General features: G+C 40.3%; 2 protein-coding genes and 2 pseudogenes. All 4 read right to left on the minus strand.

What is annotated here, in order from left to right; genetic code table 11:
- Window positions 1-885 (minus strand): YSIRK-type signal peptide-containing protein (locus tag HT715_RS11955; protein ID WP_172922877.1); only part of this gene is annotated, 885 nt, incomplete at its 3' end.
- A 79-nt stretch (window positions 886-964) separates the two neighbouring features.
- Complete coding sequence (locus HT715_RS07275; RefSeq protein ID WP_153300005.1) at window positions 965-1,102, minus strand: hypothetical protein; 138 nt, start codon at window positions 1,100-1,102, stop codon at window positions 965-967.
- Between the two features lie 407 nt (window positions 1,103-1,509).
- Window positions 1,510-1,987, minus strand: a pseudogene (locus HT715_RS07280) (DUF4231 domain-containing protein).
- 128 nt (window positions 1,988-2,115) lie between these two features.
- Window positions 2,116-2,642 (minus strand): annotated as a pseudogene (locus tag HT715_RS07285) (transposase family protein); the annotation flags it as partial.

Here is a 2,642-nt window from a genome sequence, read left to right on the forward strand (position 1 = left end):
GTCTGTATCTTGCTTAAGTGGATCTGTACCCTTATCAATCTCCTGCTTGTCAGTTAGACCGTCTCCGTCTGTATCTTGCTTAAGTGGATCCGTACCCTTATCAATCTCCTGCTTGTCAGTTAGACCGTCTCCGTCTGTATCTACTGTTTCATTAGGTCCTACTGCAACATAGCGAGGATATCTTGAACGAGGCTGTACAATTCCAGCTACGACAGGTAATTGTGAAGCCACTACCCCATCTTGAACATCCGCTTCTATTTCCCACTTGTAAGCATTGTGAGAAAAATTTTCCCATGAATTGATACCAAACAGTAACTGATTTTTTTCTTTCCACTCAGTTGGAATATCGGAACCTGAACCAACCTTTCCTATTTTTTCCCAAAATTCATTCCATTTTCCTTCGTTTCTAGGGTCAAAATCAGGATTGAAAACTAATTCTCTTGTCGCACCAGGAAATTCATGCACTCCCAAATCGTGCACTAATTTCCACGGCAATCCCCCTCCCCCTGTTTTTCCATCAGAATTATAAGTTCTAATCCTAACCGTCCGATGATCCAAACCAGTTGGTAACCAAGCAGTAAGTCCTGGCCTAGCCCAGTATTCATAATTTTTATTGAAAAGTATTGTATATTTTACATGCTTGCCATTTTTTGATATCTCAGTTCTTACTTGTACTGATTGCTTAGCATACCCAACTTCTCTAGGTGTATCCCCAAGATAAGTCACATTATCTACCGTTTCAAAATGAGCAGAAACGGTAGATATATCACTGCCTAAAAAGGAGAGTCCTACCAACACAGAAGCCGCGCCAAATTTAAATTTTCTGAGAGAGTAGCGAAAGGCTTTCTCTCCACCTTTTTTCTTATTTTGTATCAATTTCAACAATTATTTTTCTCCTTATGTTCTAAGTAATTCTTTCTGTGAACTCCAAGGCCAGCCAGCTTTTTTCTGACTTCAGAAAGCCTCAAGTGTAGCCGTCTGCTTCCTGGGTATCAATGATGGCAAAGACTCCTACAGGGCAAAAACCATGCTCTGGATAGTCCAAGCCTGGTAATAAGCAGAGGTACCAACGCCTGTAGATACATACCAGGTGCTCCTTCATCGCTCAAACCGCCATTATGTTGGATGACAATCCTATCGATAGCTAAACGATTGTCATCGCTATTCATGATTTCTTCGTCGACATCAGCGATAAGACCTGAAAATAAATCACCATTTATCCGTTTTGTTTTAACCTTAATCACCTCCTAGTTATCTTCCTTTAGGTGTTGAAACATTGAAATCTGCACTCTTTCCATTTCTAAAAAACCATCTACTAGCTACTCAACCACATCCGTACTGGTTAGACCATAAGCTTGTTTAACAGTCTCCGTCTAAACTGAGTTTTCTTTCAAATGCACCGAGACAAACTCAAGTTTCAAGGAAGTTCCTGTCTTTTAAGCACAAAAAACAAACCGGACCTTGAGTTGTTTTACGCTGTAAATTCCATTTTTTCATACTGCTTTCCAGTCAGGCTATTCTTTCCCTGACTATAGGTTTTCTTTTACCCCCTCGATTTTTCTTGCATTGGAGTGGAGTTTCCGCAGGCACACCCGCTTCTTTAGACTGGATGCCTTCCCACTTGATTATTTCGTCAGAGATTATCCCTTCACAGATCTTGACAAAGAATGTAAAAGGCTTGCTTTCACCTGCGTATTTATTTCTCAGTCAGACACTGGTAGAGAAACTTTTCTCGTTCTAAAAGTTGCGCTGCCTTCTGATAGGATATCCAGTGTTCCTTGCTATTATAAATACCAAGCAATCCCTCACAAAGCAACCCCATGCTTGAAAGCACAACAGAGACAAGGCGATAGTGATCGCCCGGCATGGGAATGGCACAAAAAATCGCAATCAAAAAACCGGAAACAATCTCAGCAATCTCCAAGACCTTGTAGCGTCTGCGATGCTGGAAACTTTTCCCCTGAAAGCAGGTGATTTGCTTTTCCAATCACTCTGTCATATAGACTTCTTCTGGTGTCATATAGAACTCCTCTCTGTTTTGTTTACCACTATCATAATAATACATAATAGAAAGTGAATCAACTTGTAGATTGTAAAACTAGACTTCCTGCAAAACTAGAATCCTAGTTCACGGTTGATAATGCCAGCAATCGAGTTCATTCGTAAGCCGAAGCGTTTACGATGATTTCGATAGGTTGTTGAAAACATTTTAAACGTTTTTACTTTGGCAAAAATATTCTCAATCTTGCTTCTCTCCTTAGATAGCGCATGGTTATAGGCTTTATCTTCAGCTATTAGCGGCTTGAGTTTGCTAGATTTACGTGGAGTTTATGCTTGAGGATATATCTTCATGAGCCCTTGATAAGCACTGTCAGCCAAGATTTTACCAGCTTGTCCGATATTTCTGCGATTCATTTTGAACAACTTCATATCATGACAATAGTTCACAGCGAGCTCCAAAGAAACAATTCTCCCTTGACTTGTGACAATCGCCTGAGCCTTCATAGCGTGGCATTTCTTTTTACCAGAATAATTCGCTAATTGTTTTTTTAGGGCGATTGATTTTTACTTCCGTCTCATCAATCATTACCGTGTCCTCAGAACTGAGAGGAGGTCTTGAAATCGTAACACCCCTTTGAACA

This window comes from Streptococcus sp. 4155 (assembly GCF_013276695.1).
In the GTDB taxonomy this organism is placed as follows: Bacteria; Bacillota; Bacilli; order Lactobacillales; family Streptococcaceae; genus Streptococcus; species Streptococcus pseudopneumoniae.